This is a genomic window from Zunongwangia atlantica 22II14-10F7 (assembly GCF_002094855.1).
In the GTDB taxonomy this organism is placed as follows: domain Bacteria; phylum Bacteroidota; class Bacteroidia; order Flavobacteriales; family Flavobacteriaceae; genus Zunongwangia; species Zunongwangia atlantica.
In genome coordinates, this window is the sequence record NZ_ARYN01000011.1 from 17,193 (window position 1) to 36,319 (window position 19,127).

At 33.7% G+C, this 19,127-nt stretch carries 15 protein-coding genes; 11 read left to right on the forward strand and 4 right to left on the reverse strand.

The window, feature by feature from the left end:
• Window positions 1-66 precede the first annotated feature (66 nt).
• Window positions 67-2,493 carry an aminotransferase class I/II-fold pyridoxal phosphate-dependent enzyme gene (locus IIF7_RS12595; protein WP_084842056.1) on the reverse strand — a complete coding sequence of 809 codons (2,427 nt, stop codon included), beginning with the start codon at window positions 2,491-2,493 and terminating at the stop codon, window positions 67-69.
• A gap of 238 nt (window positions 2,494-2,731) precedes the next feature.
• On the opposite strand from IIF7_RS12595, the gene IIF7_RS12600 reads away from it, so the two are divergent.
• The 4 genes from IIF7_RS12600 (at window position 2,732) to IIF7_RS12615 (ending at window position 5,039) form a co-directional block, all read left to right on the forward strand.
• Complete coding sequence (locus tag IIF7_RS12600; RefSeq protein ID WP_084842057.1) at window positions 2,732-3,100, forward strand: DUF7793 family protein; 369 nt, start codon at window positions 2,732-2,734, stop codon at window positions 3,098-3,100.
• A 134-nt stretch (window positions 3,101-3,234) separates the two neighbouring features.
• Window positions 3,235-4,185 (forward strand): helix-turn-helix domain-containing protein, encoded by a 951-nt coding sequence (locus tag IIF7_RS12605; RefSeq protein ID WP_084842058.1) that lies wholly within the window; start codon window positions 3,235-3,237, stop codon window positions 4,183-4,185.
• Between the two features lie 113 nt (window positions 4,186-4,298).
• Entirely contained in the window at window positions 4,299-4,730 is a 432-nt protein-coding gene (locus tag IIF7_RS12610; RefSeq protein ID WP_084842059.1) for a MauE/DoxX family redox-associated membrane protein, read from the forward strand.
• A gap of 60 nt (window positions 4,731-4,790) precedes the next feature.
• On the forward strand, window positions 4,791-5,039 hold the full coding sequence (locus IIF7_RS12615; protein WP_084842060.1) for a DUF6520 family protein: 249 nt from the start codon (window positions 4,791-4,793) through the stop codon (window positions 5,037-5,039).
• Between the two features lie 73 nt (window positions 5,040-5,112).
• Here IIF7_RS12615 and IIF7_RS12620 read toward each other — a convergent pair whose 3' ends face one another.
• From IIF7_RS12620 to IIF7_RS12630, 3 genes are read right to left on the reverse strand one after another with little or no spacing between them, the layout of a single operon-like run.
• Window positions 5,113-7,428, reverse strand: a complete 2,316-nt coding sequence (locus tag IIF7_RS12620) for a zinc-dependent metalloprotease (protein ID WP_084842061.1) — start codon at window positions 7,426-7,428, stop codon at window positions 5,113-5,115.
• Between the two features lie 19 nt (window positions 7,429-7,447).
• A complete protein-coding gene (locus IIF7_RS12625) occupies window positions 7,448-8,863 on the reverse strand; it encodes a RagB/SusD family nutrient uptake outer membrane protein (protein ID WP_084842062.1) in 1,416 nt (471 codons plus the stop codon).
• A 10-nt stretch (window positions 8,864-8,873) separates the two neighbouring features.
• Window positions 8,874-11,924 carry a SusC/RagA family TonB-linked outer membrane protein gene (locus IIF7_RS12630; RefSeq protein ID WP_084842063.1) on the reverse strand — a complete coding sequence of 1,017 codons (3,051 nt, stop codon included), beginning with the start codon at window positions 11,922-11,924 and terminating at the stop codon, window positions 8,874-8,876.
• 882 nt (window positions 11,925-12,806) lie between these two features.
• Here IIF7_RS12630 and IIF7_RS12635 point away from each other — a divergent pair.
• The 7 genes from IIF7_RS12635 (at window position 12,807) to IIF7_RS12665 (ending at window position 19,124) form a co-directional block, all read left to right on the forward strand.
• Complete coding sequence (locus IIF7_RS12635) at window positions 12,807-13,073, forward strand: helix-turn-helix domain-containing protein (protein ID WP_084842064.1); 267 nt, start codon at window positions 12,807-12,809, stop codon at window positions 13,071-13,073.
• Between the two features lie 296 nt (window positions 13,074-13,369).
• Window positions 13,370-14,935 (forward strand): type I restriction-modification system subunit M, encoded by a 1,566-nt coding sequence (locus IIF7_RS12640; protein ID WP_084842065.1) that lies wholly within the window; start codon window positions 13,370-13,372, stop codon window positions 14,933-14,935.
• A complete protein-coding gene (locus IIF7_RS12645; protein ID WP_084842066.1) occupies window positions 14,925-16,064 on the forward strand; it encodes a restriction endonuclease subunit S in 1,140 nt (379 codons plus the stop codon). Before IIF7_RS12640 ends, IIF7_RS12645 begins: the two co-directional genes overlap by 11 nt.
• Window positions 16,054-17,226 carry a toll/interleukin-1 receptor domain-containing protein gene (locus tag IIF7_RS12650; RefSeq protein WP_084842067.1) on the forward strand — a complete coding sequence of 391 codons (1,173 nt, stop codon included), beginning with the start codon at window positions 16,054-16,056 and terminating at the stop codon, window positions 17,224-17,226. The genes IIF7_RS12645 and IIF7_RS12650 overlap by 11 nt, the downstream gene beginning before the upstream one ends.
• Window positions 17,208-17,831 carry an SLOG domain-containing protein gene (locus tag IIF7_RS12655; RefSeq protein ID WP_084842068.1) on the forward strand — a complete coding sequence of 208 codons (624 nt, stop codon included), beginning with the start codon at window positions 17,208-17,210 and terminating at the stop codon, window positions 17,829-17,831. Before IIF7_RS12650 ends, IIF7_RS12655 begins: the two co-directional genes overlap by 19 nt.
• Before the next feature lie 4 nt (window positions 17,832-17,835).
• Complete coding sequence (locus tag IIF7_RS12660) at window positions 17,836-18,537, forward strand: TIR domain-containing protein (RefSeq protein WP_084842069.1); 702 nt, start codon at window positions 17,836-17,838, stop codon at window positions 18,535-18,537.
• 2 nt (window positions 18,538-18,539) lie between these two features.
• Window positions 18,540-19,124 (forward strand): toll/interleukin-1 receptor domain-containing protein, encoded by a 585-nt coding sequence (locus tag IIF7_RS12665; protein ID WP_084842070.1) that lies wholly within the window; start codon window positions 18,540-18,542, stop codon window positions 19,122-19,124.
• Window positions 19,125-19,127: the final 3 nt, after the last annotated feature.

A 19,127-nucleotide genomic window follows, 5' to 3' on the forward strand; every position in this document is an offset into this window, starting at 1 on the left:
AATTAACTCCGAATACTGATAACTAGAGAAGAAGAGGAGGAATGCTATAAAAATATAATATTAAAATCATTTATTAGCATCCATCATTTCTAAGAGTTCTAAGGAAAAGTTATCTTTCGCTTGGATGTAAGCGCTTTTTTCTCTGATTTCAGCTCCAACTTTTCGTTTTTCAAAACCAGCAGTTAATCCAAAATCAATTGTCTTAAAACCTAGTTCACCTGCTCTTTTTACGGTTTGAAATAGTAGCTGCCGATATACTTGATGATTAAAAGCATAATTATAATCCATACCCACAAATGCAGGAACATAGGTTTTACCTTCATTTTTATAGCAAAACATTACTCCTACAGGAATATCCTTCCTCGTATCTACAAATGATGCTTTCAGTATTAATACTATAAATTCCCACTCATCGCTGGCAGACATTAATTGTATCATATGCTTTGGAAATCCAAAGGTATTTAGCCCAAGGTTATTTTTTCTAACGTTTTCAAAAAGCATATAAAATTTTTCTACCTGATTTGATGGAACTTTATTTAAGATTTCAACTTCGAAATGAGCTTCGAAAGGTGCTATATCATTTTTAAAGTGTCTTCTTGATTTTGAAGATAAGGAACTCAAATAATTCTCTACACCTGTCCATTGTAGGTTTTCTATCATACCGGCTTCTGGCATCGATACTTTAAAATATCCGTGATTGTGAAAAAACTCATTTAAAATTTCGACGTTATCAAAATCCCTTAATACAATCATTGATGGATTCAATAAGTCATCTAATTTTTCAAGTTCTTTAAATAATCTATGCATGGCATCCTGCCACATGGGGTGATTATTATCCAAGTAAAGATGTGATCCTTCTGTAAAAAGAGAACCCATTGCTAAAACATATGAGGTCATATGATATGGATGTTTTAACCTTATATTTTCAATATTCTGAGATACCGAAGCTGGAGCAAGCATATCTTCTTTCCAAAGAGCATAAGTAAAATAAGTTGCTAATACAGGTTTACCCAATTGATCTCGAATTATAAAATAATAAAACTCCCAATTTTCTTCAGGTTTTTGGTTTTCTGAAAATGTTTGCTCTAGAAATTGAAGTCCATTCCAATCGAAAACACCATGATTTGCAAAAAATGAATTCCATAGACTTTTTTCTATAGAGGAAATACTACGTTCTGTCTGAACACTTAATGCTTCTGATTCATATTCAATAGCGGTATGTAGGGGCTTTTTTGATAAGTTAAATGCTTTTCGAACCCTGTCATTATTTGTAAAGGTATCTGCTAATGCTTTAGGGAAATGGTGGACCATAGCTTCTACTAAGGCTTTAATTTCCTTTTTTTGGTTATGTCTGGATATGGTTATTCTAATACCAGTGTTTTTAATCGGAACAGCTGGAAAAATTCCAAGATTTACAAAGAAGCCTTCTTTCATTAAACGATTTACAAAATTATATCCTGTGATGGGCATTCCTGTTCCAATATAAAAAACGGGAGAGTCATTGCGCTTTATAAGTGGTAAATCAGTTTTGGCAAGTTCGGAGTTAAAAAAATTAATACGAGTCAATAAATCCTGTTGTAGCTTATAAATTTCATCAGATAAATGAATTTCAGCAGAAGCTATCGCGGCCGCTACTGATGCGGGTTCCAATTGCGCTGAAAATGTGAGAGGACCTCCAAAAGTTTTAATCTTATTATACCTCTTTTTATTAGCACAAACTAATACAGAACCACTGGCGCCAAAGGTCTTACTCAGTGTACCAAATAACAATACATTGTCTGGCAGTTCTTTTAGTTTACTCATAATAAAACCCGTACCATTTTTGCCTGTCCAGCTCATCCCATGAACATCATCAAAATAAAAATGTAGTTGTGGATATTTATTACTAAGTTCCATAAGTTCCAATATGGGGGCTTCATCACCATACATTGAATATAAGCCATCGGCCATGTACCAAATTTTCCTATATTTTGAGGAAAGCTTTTTGACTTTGTCTTCGAGCATATTTAGACTATTATGTCGGATCATTTCAATTGGGACACTCCTTGTTTTTAGAGTTTTTGCCGCACTTTGAACACTCCAGTGTACTTGATGATCTAAAATAACTGCATCTTGATCAGACACCGCACTGGGAATAACTCCCATATGTCCCAAGCTAGTGTTTTTAGTAATAATTATAGGATGTCCATACATTTGATTTACTTTTTCTTCCAGACTACGATACAGAGGATGAGAGATATAGGTTTTTGAAAGGGGGAATTGTGTACCATACCGATATATAGCCTCTGCGGCGGCTTTTTTAAGTCTTTTATCTTGTTCTAATCCCAAGTAACCGGTGGTCCCGAAATGAAATAGTAGTTTCTCATTAACACTTATTTTTCTGCCGGTAAAAATATCTCCATCTGCATACAAATGCAGTACCCCTTGTTTAGTTGCATCAGTGAATACGTCATTGACAGTGTCTAAAAAATTGTTGCGTCTTATTTTAGCCATATAGAAATATATTTTATGAATTTAACAACTCACTTGAATTATGATATGGTAATTATCAATGATTTAAACTAATTATTATTCATGAGTTGGAAAGCTGTAAAACTGATATGTGAAGTTATTAATCCCTTACAGACCAATTAAAATCCTTTATAGATAAATTATAGAACATTAAATCTATGGGGTAAATATATTTTTTGTTTAAAAATCATTAATTTAATGAGTTCGAAAAGTACCAGTTATGAAGATTGAAAATAGTTTTGCATCATTGTGGGAAGAAAGTGGTATTTTATATTTTATTTATAATGATGATGTCATTATAGATTTAGCCGCTGCCATGCAAATTGTAACCGATAGGTTAACAGTACAAAAGGGAAAAGATTTTCCTATTTTATGTGATACTAGAGGAGTAAAAGATATTGATATCAGTGCACGTCGATATCTCGCCAGTGAAGGGGCTTTATTTATAAAGGCTATCGCTTTATTACACGACAATCCTTTATCGCGAATATTTTCTGAAATCTACGCTCAAGAAAATAAACTATCTATTCCTACTAAAATTTGCACCGATATAGAGGTTGCTTTACAGTTCCTTCAAGAGTATTTATAAAATAGAATTAAATTGTTTTAGTGCTTCATATTCAAAAGCAATAGCTAAGGTTCCTGTTTAATTTAGAACAGACTTTCAATGGTATTTTTCCAAGAGCTCAATCATTTTAATTATTAATTAAAACCTATTAGCTTATGTGTACCAAGGAAAATGAAAAGCGTTTAGAAAAAATTTATCTCCAACTGTTAGAGCTGTCAAAGGGTAATTTTTCCACCCTTATAGAACGAACCGGATATAAAGATGACCTAGAAGCATTAACCGCACTTGTTAATATGGTCACTGAAGAAATTAAAGATTCTTTTTTACACCAAGGTTATGTGAATTTCCATGATTCCTATATTCTCAATACTCAGTTGTTATTAGTTTTAGATGAAGATTTTCGCATTCTGGAAGTCAATAAATTAAGTCTTTCATACTTAGGTTTTAAAAATAAAAATTTAGTAGGGGAGCCTTTCGAAATTTTAATTGCTGCAAGATCAAAAACAAAATGGAAGATCATTATGAGTGCTATAAATAATTCATTATTTACCGAAAAATCTTTACAATTAATATTTCTTACTCATAACAACTTAGAACTTCCCGCTTTTTGTAGAATCATTCATTTTACCAATGATAACTTGTTTAAAGGAAAAACAATTATAAGTAGCTTTGATATGGTGCAAACCCGAAAATGTATTGAAAAAAGAACTCAGAATAGAATTCGGAGCCGTTCCTATTTTTATAAAACAAATAAAAAAAAGCAAACCGTTCTTCAACAAAATGATATCGAAAAAATAAGAGCAGTGGGAGAACACATCAAAAGTCATCTAGATGAGGATTTACCTTCATTAAAAGCTATGGCCCTTCAATTCGGGACCAATGAATATAAACTGAAAAAAGGTTTTAAAGAATTATATGGCCTTACTGTTTTTCAGTTTTTAAAAGAAGAGCGACTTCGAAAAGCGTATGTTTTAGTTGAACATTCCAGTGAATCATTCAAGGAAATTGCTAAAATAGTAGGCTTTAAAAATTCCACCCATTTTTCAAGAGAGTTTAATATTCGATATGGGTATCGACCAAGCACATTGCGAAACACTAAGGATTAGTTGCAATACTAAGCAAGAAAATAATTAATCCCTTATAGACTAGTAATTATACCATTGAGATCAATCTACCTTATTAATTTTATGCTATTCGATATCAATTTGATCTAATAAGCATGAAAGGACATCAAAAACATAGTAATCTTATTACGGAAATTATCAGTATGCTGTTCTTACTGTTATTTGTTTATGCGGCTGTAAGTAAACTATTAGATTACCAAAAATTCAAAATACAATTAGTTCAATCTCCGTTGCTTGCAACGTATGCTAGTATTTTAGTTTGGTTTATTCCGACTTTGGAACTAATTATAGCCATGATACTTTTATCAAAGTACAAATCATTAGGATTAAAACTATGTCTTGGTTTAATGATCGTATTCACAATTTATATCTGGTATACATTAAACTATAGTGATTATATCCCATGTTCATGTGGTGGTATTATAAGTGATTTAAATTGGACAGAACATTTGATATTCAACCTTTTTTGGATCGTATTTGCCATCATTGCAATTTCAACAAATAAAGGTGCAAAACATACTACGTAGTGTTAGGGGAAGACCGAAAACCTAAAATAGAGTAGGTCATAATTCTTAAACTGTAAAATTATGAAAAGTAATTTTTTAAAACCAATATTACCAACTTTCGTTATGCTGTTGGCTGTAGGCTTGGCTTTTGCCAATAATAATTCAAGTGATAGCGATCCAGATTATTATGATGATCCTTTGGTGCCTGGAATTCAGGTTATTTCTGAAGGAGTTGATTGTCCAACTACCGGTGAAAATCCTTGTTTGTATGAAGGATTTCAGGTGTATGATGACATGGGACTTACCGTTGAAAAACGATATAATCAATAAAATGTCGTCCCTATAAAAATGAGAAAAGGTGTCCCAAAAGACACCTTTTCGATTTTCGAAAATGGATTAAATTTTATTCTATTCCATCCAATTTTTTTAAAAGTAATTTTAGATGGCCATAAGTGTCAGGCTTTGTCTTTTTATCTAAAGATCTAGTTAATGCTGATTTTAAATTCAATAAGTTCACAGTAATAAGACTTTTTGAATGGGCACTATAATTTATATTACCAGTAGCATTTAATTGCCCTGATCTTTGCTGAATTCCTGCCAAAAGCGCATCTACATATAATTGCTGTAGCTCTTGCTTTCTATCATTTATTTGAACCACTTCTGTATTTAACTCATAAAACAGGCTTCTTTGAAGTCTCGTTAAAAATTCAGCTGTGATCCCTTCAAAACCTTTATGATTCTGTTCTAAATACTCTAGACGTTTCAAACGTCGTTGGTTAATGCTTTCCATTAATAAGCGTATCTGAAAATCCATGAGCTTATCTGGGTAAGTTGAATAATGATTCCTTGTTTTCCATTCTGGACATGCCAACCAATTAGGCGTTCGAAATGCATGCTTTACAAAGAAATCAAATGCATCTTCCTGTATGTCTAAACCTATTGGTGTATAGCTATTTCCGCCCTGTTCTCCTGATTGATAGTAAATGGTATAGCCTCCAATTAAAGATAATACCTGGCGCATTTGTTTAAACCATAATTCCAATACCTTTTCATATAGGCGATCAATCAAGGAGTGATCACTTTGGTTTTCATTTATCTTAGGCAATAGCTCCAAAACCTTTTTTATGTTTTTTAACCCCAGCCTTGTACTTTCAATAGGGTTGGTACTTTCTACAACTTCATCAGTTGCACCCGGTCCTATAAGTTCTTCTTGCCCAATATTGTATCGGTACCAGGGAATTGAATCTTGTTCTCGAACAATATTCTCCAATGCTTTTTTTTCTTCATCTAATGAAAAATCATCAAGTGGCGTATATGCCCATTTGATACTATAAATATCGGTGGGGCCGAGCTTTGGAATTAAAAGTGAAGGATCAATACTGTCTTTTGGTTGAGGAATAAAACTATATCGAGTATAATTCATAATACTTGGGCTGTATCCCATATCTAACAACCATTTTTCATCCCTCATCTTCTCAAAAGGATAAGTATATTCTCCATAATTTGCATCTTTTAAACCAAAGGCATGACCAGCTTCGTGAGCTACTAAAGCTTGAATCAATGCTCCTAAAAGCTCATCTGGTACAGGATATTGCTGCGCTCTATCATCTAAAGCCCCACATCTAATGATGTATTCATCCATAATACTTTGATAAGATGAACCTATTGAAATGTTTGCGCTTAAAATCTCTCCTGTTATTAGGTCTGTAATTACATAAGCTGAAGAGCCTTTTTTATTTTCATATCCCCTTACATTACGTTTGTCACCCCAGGATATCAAATTACGGTGGATACTATTAAAATTTAGATCAGAGTCATTAGCTATATCTTCTTTTACAACAATTGCATTTTCAAATCCTGCAGCTTCGAAGGCAGGTAACCATTCCAAAACTCCTGCCTTAACATAGGGTTTCCATTTTTTTGGAATAGCATCAGTAAGTATAAAAGTTATTGGTTTTACCGGATTACTAATTAACTGATTTTTATTCTTTTTCTCCAATCGCCATCTTGAAATGTTCGCTTTAGGTGTCTCTGCTTTATAATTGATAGGATTAAAGTTCATATAATCTGCACTAAAAAATCCTATACGATGATCAAAAGATCTTGATTTCATCGGCTTAGGCAGTAAGTAAAGACTATAATCTACTTCTTCACTCCAGGAACTTGACTTACCGGTATTAACTATGAATGTTTTTATAACGAGTTCGTTTTCAAAGAAATTGATTCCTTTTATATATGATTGGTTTTTTGCTGTACCTTGGCTAATTGTAGCTTTCCATCCCGATAAAAGCTTTTTTAAAAACATATCGGTAGCGTTGATCCAATAAATTTTTTCAGTGCTTTTTTCTTCGATAATTTCAAAGACGGCAATGATTTCGTTGCGCATAGAATTATCAGCAGTCATTGGAATTAAAACTCCAGAAGATGATTTTATAACTCCTGGTGTCTCCAAAAACAGATTACCAGCATGTTGTTTCCAATGCACGTATTTATTTTCCAATCTGGCACCCTCCTGATGATTTATGAATAGCATTGGTTGACTTAGAAGTATTTTAGGTATTCCTAAATAAAGTCTATCATTCTCAAGTTTTGCTTCGATAAAATTATCTAGGATATTATTTTGCTGAGTATCAGTTGTCACTAATGATTCCTTGCTGAAATTACCTGCAAACATCAAGACAGGAAATATTAGCATAAAAATTAAACTCCGATTTTTCATAACATCAGTGTTTTTTAAATTAATATCCTGGATTTTGTGGCAATAGATTAGGATTGAGTTCTAATTCTGATTCCGGAATTGGCCATATGGTGTCGGTGGTTTTCCAGTTTGGTTTTATTGATTCTAAGTTCGCTCCTGCCATTCCGGTTCTTTTTAAATCAAACCACCGGTGACCTTGTTCAGAAAACAATTCGACGAAACGCTCCTGAAATATCGCAGCTAATAAAGTGGATTGTGTCCTTGCAGCTGTATCATCAAGACCTGCGCGGTTTCTAATATTGTTTAAGTCATTTTGTGCACCTGAAATATTACCTAGCTGCGCTCTGGATTCCGCTCGAATTAAATATTGCTCTGCTAGTCTAAAGACAATGGAGTATTCCAATGATTCTACTTCGCTGAGTAATGCTTTATATTTATAAGGGAAATACAAAGATGTCGATCCATCTGCGCTTGTAAAATTGCCTACCCATTGCTCACGTCTTAAATCTTCCTCTTCAAAACTATTCATAAGCACGTTAGTTAATGCATAATGATTTCCAGAACTAGTTTGTATAATAAATTGATTAGCCTCGCTGGTATTTCTAATGTTCGTAGGATCAGGTTTAAATTGCCATATGGTTTCTACTGATTCCTTTAAAAAAACATTGCTCAAATTTGTTTCTAATTCAAACTGATCAATAAGTATTGTGGAAGTTGATTCCGCTAACTCCCAATTTTCGGTATACAAATAAACTCTGGCTAGCAAGGCATTTGCAGCAGCTTTGTTTGGTATTACCCGTTCTCCTGTGGGATCTGAAGCATCCATTAAACTTACGGCGAGAATCAAATCTTCTATGATAGCCTCATTAACTTCATTTACAGGAGTTCGTCCGGTAGTATTATTCATTCGATAATCGGGTGTGGTTATTAAAGGGATATCTCCAAATATGTTTACTAAAGTAAAATGAAGAAAGGCACGTACAAAGAGCGCCTGACCTTTAAACGTAGCCTTCTCTTCGACACTCAAAGCACTTGAATCTTCCACGCCATTTATAATATCATTTACGGCATAAATCAGAGTGTAAGCGTTATTCCAATAATTTGAAACATTACTGTTAATTGGGGTGATGCTATGAATATAAACCGATAGGTCATTGGAATTTGATCCGTAGTAATCCATTTCATCAGCATAGATTCCCATATCGGCTGACAAATCATAGCCCACTATACCCTGTTGTCTCATAGTGTAGTAAACATTTGCCAATGCAGATTCTACAGTTGCCGGATCCTCAAAAACAGTTTCAGAAACTAAAATGTTTTTTGGAGGATCGACTTCAACAAAGTCTGTACAGGAATTTAGTCCTATAATGACTAAAGCCAAAATATAGCTCTTTACAAACAAGATTTTGCGTTTTGAAATCGGAATGTAGATTGATTGTATTTTGTTGTATGTCATGATCTTATTTTTAAAAATTAAACTGTGCTCCTAAGGAAATTTGACGTAGCGGAGGTAATATGATATGGGAAGAATGTTCAGGGTCGGGACCATCGAAATTGGTCAAAGTCCATAAGTTTTGACCCTGTAAGTAAACATCGACAGCAAACTTCTCGCTCGCCTGATTTGGTATAGTGTAATTTAAAGTGGCATTACGAAGTCTGATAAAAGAGGCGTCCGATACTGCCATGTTACTTTGCCTAAATTGATCACGACTGGGATTTAAACTGTAATTAAGTCCTGATGTAGCGATCATTAAAGGTGTGTCATCTCCTGGTTGCTGCCATCTATTCAAATACGAGACTGAGGCATTTTGCATAAGACCCGGTGCAGCTTGCTGTCTATAGTTATTAAATGCCTTTTGTTTTTTAAACTGAAAAAGTAAATTTAAGGACAGATTTTTATACGTGAATGTGTTGCCTAAGCCTCCATAAAATTCAGGAGCTAAATCTTCGATCCACTGGCGATCTTCTAAACTGGTTATAACGCCATCATCATTATAATCCTCAAATTCATAAATCCCAGTTTCAGGATTGACGCCTGTAGCTTTATAAAGTTTTCGAATGCTAATAGGTTGTCCAACAACATAGGTAGATGCAAATGTAGAATTCTCTATATCGGGAAATGCTAACAGCTTGCTTTTAGGTATTGATATATTAAATGTTGTTGTCCACTTGAAATTTTCATTTAAAATATTCCTTGTATTTAAATCAATTTCCCATCCGGTATTTTGTACCGTTGCATCTAAATTACCCGTTAAACTGGTAAAGCCTGTGGTGGCAGCCAAAGGAATACCTACCAATTGATTGGAAGAGCGGTTTTGATACCAGGCTGTATTTATTAAAATACGATCCTTAATAAATCCAAGTTCTAAAGCAACCTCTAATTTCTTATTGACCTCCCAACCAAATAGGGGATTAGAGATGCCAGAGGGTTCCAGTACCAGAGTTCCGTTATATTCATATCCTGTTACATTGTAGGTGCTTAAAAACTGGTAATCTCCAATATTATCACTTCCGGTAGTCCCATAACTTCCCCTTAATTTTCCATAACTCAACATACTATCAGAAGGCATAAAATCTTCTTTGGTAAATAACCACGCCGCTCCGATGGCTCCAAAATTACCAAACTGTCTACCTGGGCCAAACCTGGAAGAACCATCCCTTCTTCCAGTAAAGTTTAGTATATACTTATCCAAAACTTTAAAATTTACCCGTCCGAAAAAGGCTTGATAATTATATACACTATTAGTAGATGATCTTATTTCTAGGTCACTTGCCGCAGCAATGTTATTGATAAGACTATTATTAGGAAAACCGGTACCATTAAGAACTAACTGATCGGTAGTTTGGCTTTGGAAAGTGCTTCCTATCAATACGTTAACCTTTAAATCTCCCCATTCTTTATTCCATTGTACCTGAGGTTCAATAATCCAGGAGTCTCTAGAAGAATCATTTGTGCTAATCGATGAATAGCCTTCAGGAGTAAAGCCAAAACTTGGATTTCTGGAGCTACTTAGCAGTAATCTATAGGAAGCAATCTGATAGTTATTATATCCTAAGTTACCAATGAGCTTTAAGTTTGGTAAAAGTTGATAAGACAAATTTATGTTTGCCGCTAAATTGTTTATTTCAGCAACATAATCATCATCCAAAACGGCCAGTGGGTTGTCCCATGTGTTATTTTCCCAATTAATATTGCCATCTTCGGTGTATAACTCAGGGGCATTGGGAGGTAAAGTATAGGCACTTCTGGTTAAATCGGTACGTGGCATCTGATTATATTCCTTCGTATAATTAGCCGTCATATTAAAAGTAAACCTCTCGTTCTTCGATACATGATTGATATTACTATGTAGAGAATATTTTTTATAGTTAGCATCCCCGGGGAATACCGTTGTTTCCTTTTGGTATGCTCCACTAATTAAAAATTGAGTTTGGGCACTACCTCCTGATATTGATAGTTGCGCTAAATTTCTAACTGCTGTACCGCCAATCAACTCTTTTTGCCAATTGGTATATCGGTTTTGATCCCAGGTTTTAAGATCAGGCCATACAAAGTCATAAGCTGAATTTTCCAATTGTGTACCATAGCCATCATTAATAACGGCTTCGCGTCTTAATTCTAAATATTCAGGAGTTTTCATAAGATCCAAGAAATGGGAAACCTTTCCCATAGAACTACTCAGATTGACTTTAAACTGAGTCTTGCCCTCAACTCCTTTCTTAGTAGTTATTAATACGACACCATTAGCACCCCTAGATCCATAGATGGCTGTAGCATCAGCATCCTTTAGCACTTCAATACTTTCGATATCTGTAGGACTAATAGCGTTTAAAGGACTTATATTTGCATTATTAATGCCTGCTGATAGTTCGGCAACTCCCAAAGATTGCGAACCCCACGGCACACCGTCAACGATGTATAAAGGTTCTGTGTTTCCGTTTATAAAATTTCTTCCGCGGATTTCTATATTATAGCCACCACCCGGCACCCCGGTGTTTTGTACAATATTTACTCCCGGCATATAACCCTGTATCGCCCCTAAAGGATTGTTAACCGGTTGTTTTTCTATCTGTGCAGCAGATACACTCGATATACTTCCCGTTCGTTCTCGTTCGGTAGTATTGTAATATCCGGCATTCACTACCACTTCGCCCAATGCCGTAACATCTTTATCAAGAGTTATATTAAGCGAGGTTTGGTTATTCACCAGTATTTCTTTGGCTTTATACCCCAATGCTGAAAAAACCAGGGTGTCATTTGTTGAAGCTTCGATACTATAGCTGCCATCAAAATCTGTTATAGTTCCTATATTGGTGTTTTTAATTTGGATACTTGCACCAGATATGGGAGTGTTATTTTCATCAGTAACTTTGCCCTTAATTTGCTGCTGTTGAGTGATAAATATCATCTCCTTAGATGTGGATCTGCTAAATACTTGTGTGGTGAGGAATGCAAAGCTCACGATAAGAGTATAAATAAGCAATCCCTTTACCTTGTTGAGAAAGGTATTTTTCATAATTTTGAATACGTTAAATTAAACTTTGTTTTAATTGAATCGCCCTCCAGTAACCCGTCAAAGTGATTGGAGGGTTTCTTTTTGCTGTAAATAAAGCCAGCTCAAAATAAGAATCGTTAATATTTTATCATAAGAGATTTTTTAGTTGATATAAAATATCATTAATCAATAGTAAAAGTGTATTCAGGCAGGCGATATGTAGGGTGAAAGCTGTGTTAACAGATTTTATACCTACCTGATACACATAGCTAATTCAGAAGTTTACCATAGGCAATTGTTTTTAAATGAATAGATAGCACACCTTAGCTTTGTAAGGTTTATTAATTATTTTGGGAAAACATGACATGGCCGGATACCATGAAAATAGGTGTAGTGGTGAATTACAGGAGAAAAAAGTATTGAAGTACCGGAGGCATTGTCATCACTAAGCCACTAATTATAATAATTGGCTTAGTGAGCGAATAGCCCAAATTATAGCGTCACTCCCGTAATATAGTAGTTTCCTATATAGGACACTTTGGTTTTTTAGGAAAAAGAATATGATGTATCGTGAAGGCTACATTATACTGTGCCTTACTAATAATAAAACTTATATTCCTAATACAATTCTTTATTTGGTTTATCATATTAAAACCATAAATTTTGCAAAAATCCAATTGAAAAATTAAACTCACTCCCGGGTAATGAGTAAAACTGCTTTTCACCTCATTATCTAAAAAGTACCAGTTTTTATTTAAAGGTTTAAAGCAATTATTGTATAACTCTTTCTATTTACAGATGCAATTAGTTTAAAGTTAAACAAATATAATAAAAAATCGGTTATATACAACCTGATTATATACAATCCTTTGTTTGCAATCTGATTGTTATAATTTTCTTATTATGAAAAAGGATAAGAAAAAAGATTACCATCCAATTGTTGAAGTCCTAGGTAAAAGAATAAAGGATGTAATAAAGGCATCATCGCTAGTACAAAAAAATGTTGCCCATGATGCGGATATGGATGTTGAAAATCTTCGGAAATACATGAGAGGAGACCAAGAAATGAAGATTAGCACTCTTATGCGTATAACTTCTGGATTAAATATTACTGTTAGTGAATTATTTGAAGGAATTGAAGAAGAAGTAAAAAGAAATAAACTTAAATAAACCAATTTAAACCGATTGGCTTTTTGTATTTTAAAAGTTCTAGAACAGCATTATTTATATCACTTATATGGGAAACCGTAATAATGGATATTAACCAATAATTATTTTGAGGTAGGAATAATTTAATTTTCGATTGCTATTTCAAAGAAACCTGTTTTTAGTGTTTGAAATCTATTTCGCATACTTGAAATAGAGCTACCATATTTTTCTACAAGCAGGAATTTCTCTTTTTGCTTCTATTTTTGTTAAAATTATATTTAAGTTTACGATATAATTTGACCCTATCTATTTAAATAATGGCAAAGAAAAAAAATGAAAAGACCAAAGCAATAGAAGAAACTCTTTGGCAATCGTGCGATAAATTAAGAGGTTCAGTTGACCCGGCAGAATACAAACACGTGGTGTTGGGTTTGATATTCCTAAAGTTTGCCAGTGATAAATTTGATGAACGTAGAGAAGAATTGATTGCGGAAGGTAAAGAAAAGTATGTAGAAATGAGAGACTTCTACAATATGAAAAATGTATTCTTCTTAGAGGAAATTTCTCGTTGGTCATATATTAGTAAGAATGCTAAACAGAATGATCTAGCCTTAAAAATAGATACGGCACTTCATGCCATTGAAAAAGATAACCCAGCTTTACAGGGAGCTTTACCCGATAACTATTTTTCTCGCTTAGGTTTAGACCGTACCAAATTGGCGTCATTGGTTGATAAAATCAATGAGATAAACACCTTAGAAGATGAATCCCAAGACATCATAGGTAGAGTTTACGAGTACTTCCTTAGAAAATTTGCCATAAAAGAAGGAAAAGGAAAGGGAGAATTTTACACGCCTAAAACCATAGTAAACTTAATGGCAGAATTGATAGAGCCGTACAAGGGAATTATCTATGACCCTGCTTGTGGATCTGGTGGTATGTTCGTACAGTCTATAAAGTTTATAGAAAGCCACCAAGGAAATAAAAAGGAAGTTTCTATCTATGGCCAAGAATCTTCCCCTACTACATATAAACTGGCAAAGATGAATCTTGCTATAAGGGGAATTTCTGCAGATTTGGGAAAAAAACACGCTGACACTTTCCATGACGATCAACATAAAGATTTAAAAGCTGATTTCATCATGGCAAATCCTCCATTCAATCAAAAAGATTGGAGAGGAGCAAATGAGCTGCAAGACAACCCACGTTGGAGAGGCTATGATATACCACCAAAGAGCAATGCCAACTATGGCTGGATCTTAAACATGGTGAGTAAACTTTCCGAAAATGGTGTAGCTGGTTTTATCTTGGCTAATGGAGCCTTATCTGGAGGTGGTGAAGAGTATAAAATTCGAAGAAAGTTAATCGAGAATAACTTAGTCGAGGCAATAATTATCATTCCAAGAGATACCTTTTATACCACTGATATTAGTGTTACCCTTTGGATTTTAAATCGTAATAAAAAGCAGCGTACTATTACTATTAATGATAAAGTAAAAATCTATCGTAATCGTGAAAAGGAAACTTTATTTATAGATTTGAGACGTTGGGGAAGTGAATATGAAAAGAAATATATTGAACTTACTCCTGGAGATATTAAAAAAATAGCAGAAAACTATCACAATTGGCAGCAAAAAGATTGGGAAACTACCTATAAAGATGTTCCTGAATATTGCCAATCGGTACATTTTGATAAGATTGCTGAAAACAATTTTTCTTTAGTACCAAGCAAATACATCCAGTTTGTAGATGGCGATAGCGGTATTGACTTCGATACCGAAATGAAGCGTATTCAGGGTGATTTTAAAGAGCTATTGCAAGAAGAAAAACAAAGTCAAGAACAACTCATAAATGCTTTTAAAACTTTAGGATATGAGTTATAAACCCGTTGGCAAATACATACAACTGATTGATAACCGTAATAAAGATTTAGCGGTTACCAATTTATTGGGTATAAATATCACGAAGAACTTTATGCCTTCGGTTGCCAATGTATCAGGTACAGACCTTTCAAAATATAAGATTATAGAAAAAGGGCAATTTGCTTATTCAGCTATGCAAGTTGGTAGAGACGAAACCATAAGAATATCACTTTATACAGATGACGAGCCTGCAATTATTTCCCCTGCTTATTCTGTAATCGAAGTAATAGATGAAAAAGAGTTACTGCCGGAGTATATGATGATGTGGTTTCAGAGACCAGAATCTGATAGGTATGGTTGGTTCATTAGTGATAGTAGCGTTAGAGCAAGTTTGGATTATGACCGTCTTTGCGAAATAGAAATCCCTATACCCCACATAGATGAGCAACGCAAATATGTAAACCTCTATAAAGGATTGCTGAATAATCAAAAGACCTATGAAAATAGCTTAGAAGATTTACAGCTGATTTGTGATACCTACATAGAAGATTTAATCAAAACCCAAGAGTCTAAAACATTGGGTACTTACATCCAACAATCTGATGAACGCAATACGGATTTAGAGATTGATAATTTACTTGGAATCAGTGTGAATAAGGTTTTTATGCCTTCTAAAGCAAATCAAAATGGCTTAAATCTATCGAACTATAAAATAGTCCGAGAACGTCAATTTGGATATGTGTCGGTCACCTCAAGAAATGGCGAAAAGATATCTATAGCCTTATTGGAAGGAGAAGCAGGAATAGTTTCAAGTACCTATACCGTCTTTGAAGTAATTGATAAAACAGTATTACTTCCAGAGTATCTGTTTTTATTCTTCAAACGAAGTGAGTTCGACCGTTATGCACGTTTCAATTCTTGGGGAAGTGCAAGAGAAACTTTTGATTGGAGTGAAATGTGCAGAGTTCAATTACCTATTCCAGATATAAAAATACAAGAAGCCATTGTTACTATTTACCACACCTTAGAAGCTCGTAAACGTATTAACAAGCAGTTAAAAGACAGTATCAAACCATTATGTCCTGTATTAATGCGAGGTGTTGTGGAGATGTTGGAAAGTAACTTAAAAGAAGTTAGCTATGAAATATAAATATCAACTCATAACATTAGGTTCAAATGTGCCTGAAAGACAAATAATAATTGACCAGATAAGAGTGGAGTTATGGAATCTTAAATTGCCTGAAGAATTCATTAAAGTCATTCCGGCATCCTCTATTGAAGATGAATATAAGGGTAACCAACCTGCATTTGCGCTGTATTTTGGAGACACTAGTAGCGATTTTAAGGATTTAGATGTTACTCAGAGGCTTCTGAAAGATGGTACGATGATTCTACCAATCTTTTATGACAGTTTTGAGAACGATATACCATGCGTTTTAGAAAATCAAAATGCTGTTAAATATTCAGAAAATGAATTAAATAGGATTACTAATGTTGTCTTAGAAGCTTTTGAATTGTTAAGAAGTACAAGAAAAGTATTCATCAGTTACCGAAGAGCAGAATCTACCGGTGTAGCTATTCAATTATATGAGGCTTTAGAATCTTATAATTTTGATGTATTTCTCGATACGCATTCAATTCAGAAAGGGGAACCTTTTCAAGATGAATTATGGCATCGTATGACAGATTGTGATGTTATTGTACTACTAAATACTCCTGGTTTTTTGGAAAGTCATTGGTGTAAAGAAGAATTTGCAGAAGCAAGTGCAAAGCAAATAGGAATTGTTCAGTTAGTGTGGCCGAATCATCAAATAAAGGATATTGACAAATCTTCTTATATCAGTTATCCAATTCAATTAACAGAAGATGATTTTTTTAATAAAGAGTTAGATAGTAAAGGTCGGTTTATTGAAGCAATGGTAGAACGTGTGCTTACTGAAGTGGAATCTGTTCGAGCAAGAAATTTAGCAGCTAGACAGGATAATTTAGTTACTGAATTTAGAAACATAGCAGGAAAAAATAAAAGAAAGGTAACTGTTCAACCCGAAAAGATTTTAACAGAAGATTTACCCAACGGAGAACATATAATATACATCCCTACTATTGGTATACCCCAATCTACAAGTTGTCAATCAGCTGAGATAAAAAAAGAGTTGATGGGATACGATGAGGTGTCTATACGATTGATATATGATGATTTACGCATACGTGATAAATGGTTGAAACATTTAGAATGGTTAAATGACAATTTCAGAAAGGATATAAAAACATTAAAAAAACAAGATTTTGAATTATGGCTACAAAAGGCGTAAAGAATATATTTCTATCTGCTAGTATTCCCCTGCCTAGTAGAGATGCAAAGTATATAGAAACAGCAGACATTATTGCAATTCGGGATGCAGTTATTGCATTGACAACAGTAGCATTGCCACGCCATAGAATAATATGGGGAGGTCATCCCTCAATAACGCCATTAATTTATTACGTGATGGAAAAATTGGATATGAATATCCAAGAACACGTAAAGCTGTACCAGTCAAAGTTATTTGAAAAGTTTTTTCCTGAAGATAATAATAAATTCGAAAATGTAATATTGACTGATATCATTGATAATGATAGAGATAAATCTCTACTTCACATGAGAGAAAGAATGTTGAATGAGTCAGATTTTGCAGCAGGAATTTTCATCGGAGGTATGGAAGGTATTGAAGGAGATATGCAAAAGGAAATTGCAGGGGAATATCAAATGTTTATTGAAAGACATTCTGAAGCTATTATAATACCTGTTGCTAGTACGGGTGCAGCAACTAAAATGATTTATGATAATTTCTTTCCAGAGGAATTGAAAAACACAAGGTTTGAAAAGGATTATGGGTATATGTCCTTGTTTCAAAATTTTTTAATGGATAAAATTTAAAAGTATGGCTAGAAATGTTTTTGTCTCTTATAAATATGGTGATATTAAAGTACCAGACCTTAATAAAACAGAAATAGGAGTAAATGTTTTTGGACAATTAACATATGTGTCAAGACCAACGAGGGTAAGGGACTATGTTGATGAATTGCAAGAAATACTAAATGATGAAGACAATATAAACCTTGGAGAAAAGGACGGAGAAAGTTTGGCTGAGTTTAAAGAGTCCACAATTCGCACCGCTTTGAAGAAAAAAATCTTTAGAAGTAGTGTTACTATAGTTATGATTTCAAAAGGGATGGTTGATCCTTTTAAAATTGAGATTGATCAATGGATACCCTGGGAGATTTCTTACTCATTAAGACAGATTACAAGAGATAATGGCTCTAGTAGAGCAAATGCAATTTTAGGAATAGTACTTCCTGATGAAAACAATTCTTATGATTGGTATTTAACTTACGATGCGGATTGTAATTGCACAAACCATAACACCTCTATACTTTTCAAAATAATCAGAGACAATATGTTTAATCAAAAATACCCAACTAGAACAATATGCAAAGGTCAACAAGTCTATTCAGGCGATTATTCCTATATTCCCAATATTCGTTGGGACAATTTTAAAACCAACCCAAATTACTTTCTGGATAAATCTATTGAAATAAGAGATAAGATCAAGGAGTATGACGTTCACATAAACTTAGATTAATAATGAGTTTTATAACTGAATCACAACTTAGAAATCAAAGAAGATCCTTAAAATCATCTTACACTACACTTAATGAAAGCTTAAACAGTTTTAAAGGAGAAAATAGTCTTTTTAAGACTAAAATTTTTCTCTCTCATAAACATGATGAAAGAAATTATTTGGAAGGGGCAATTTCATTTTTAAAATCTTATGGCGTAGATATTTATGTTGATTGGTTAGATGATGGGATGCCTAAAACAACATCAGGAAGAACTGCAGGTAGAATTAAACAAAAAATTAAGGATAATCATAAATTTATTTTGTTAGCTACAGAGAGGGCAATAAGCTCTAAATGGTGTAATTGGGAGTTAGGTTTAGGAGATGCAGCAAAGTATATCAACCACATTGCAATTTTGCCTATTAAAGAAGATTATTCAGATTTTTCGGGTAGTGAGTATTTAGAAATATATCCTTACATATTTAACGTTGATTATTATCAATATTTCAAAGGAAATTATAGGACAAAAGGAACTTATGTTGTATTTCCATCGATTAATGGCTATGATAAAGTTGTGCCTATTAGTGAATGGTTGAATAATAGAAATTAAGCA